Origin of the sequence: Streptomyces sp. NPDC005799, assembly GCF_040630525.1 — a bacterium.
Taxonomy (GTDB): domain Bacteria; phylum Actinomycetota; class Actinomycetes; order Streptomycetales; family Streptomycetaceae; genus Streptomyces; species Streptomyces griseorubiginosus_B.
In genome coordinates this window covers 1-1,127 of the sequence record NZ_JBEXXQ010000226.1, presented here as the reverse complement: position 1 = coordinate 1,127, position 1,127 = coordinate 1, and the positions used below count along the sequence as shown (strand labels likewise).

The following is a 1,127-nucleotide window of genomic DNA, read 5'->3' as shown; positions in this document are numbered from 1 at the left end:
CCTCGAACGATGCCCCGAACGTGATCGCTCGTACGGGGATTCCGCGGACGTGAACACGGCCTCCGTCCGATCCTGTGCTCCGACCAAAGAGGCACTTGACCAGTACGAAGGCCGTGGGGCAATGAGTCTGCTGCACCACGATGCCCAGCGGGAGCCGTTCGCTGTGGCGTCACACTTCCGGGACGACTTCTATGCGTGTCTGACCGCCCGCCGTGACGAACTGTTCGAGCTCGCCGACGCGTTGTTGTGCGCGGATGGGCCGGTGAGGACGCCGGTGGATCTGACGCTGCTGGGCGAGCACCGCCGTGGACACGGCGCCTTGTACGGGGCTCTCAACCGTGGCCGGATCGACACCGGGCGCCTGCGACGGACGCTGGCCGCGCTGCCCCAGCCCGAGGCGGCCGACGGCCGGCTCGTCCTGGCCGTGGACGTGTCCAACTGGCTGCGGCCGGACGCCGAGTGCAGCGCGGACAGGTTGTTCTGCCACACCTACGGCCGTAGTAAGGACCAGCACCTGATGATCCCAGGCTGGCCGTACTCGTTCGTCGCCGCGCTCGAATCCGGGCGCACGTCGTGGTGCCAGCTGCTGGACGCGGTCCGCCTCGGCCCCACTGACGACGTCGCCGAGGTCACCGCAGTCCAGGTCCGCCGCGTGGTTCAGGATCTGATCGCGGGCGGACGGTGGCACCGGGGCGACGCGGACATCCTCATCGTCTTCGACGCCGGCTACGACGCCCCGCGCATGGCCCACCTCCTTCACGGGCTGCCCGTCGAGGTGCTGGGGCGACTGCGGTCGGACCGGGTGATGCGCAAGCCCGTTCCCGTGCCGTGGATCTCACCGCCGCAGGGCGGACGGCCCCCGAAGCACGGCAAGGAGTTCCGCTTCGCCAAACCGGAGTCCTGGGGCGAGCCGGACACGGCCACCACCCAGGTCACCGCCCGCTACGGCACCGCACAGACGATGGCCTGGGACCGGATCCACCCGCGGCTCACCACCCGTTCGGCCTGGATCGGGCATGACGGTGAACTCCCCATCCTTGAGGGGACGTTGATTCGCCTCCAGGTCGACCACCTGCCCGGAGGAGGGGACCCGCTGCCGGTCTGGCTGTGGTCCTCGAAGACTGGGA

At 69.6% G+C, this 1,127-nt stretch carries 1 protein-coding gene; it reads left to right on the top strand.

Features of this window, described 5'->3' with window-relative positions:
* Positions 1-121: 121 nt before the first annotated feature.
* On the top strand, positions 122-1,127 hold a 1,006-nt coding region (locus ABZ453_RS51395), incomplete at its 3' end, for a transposase (RefSeq protein WP_359027013.1).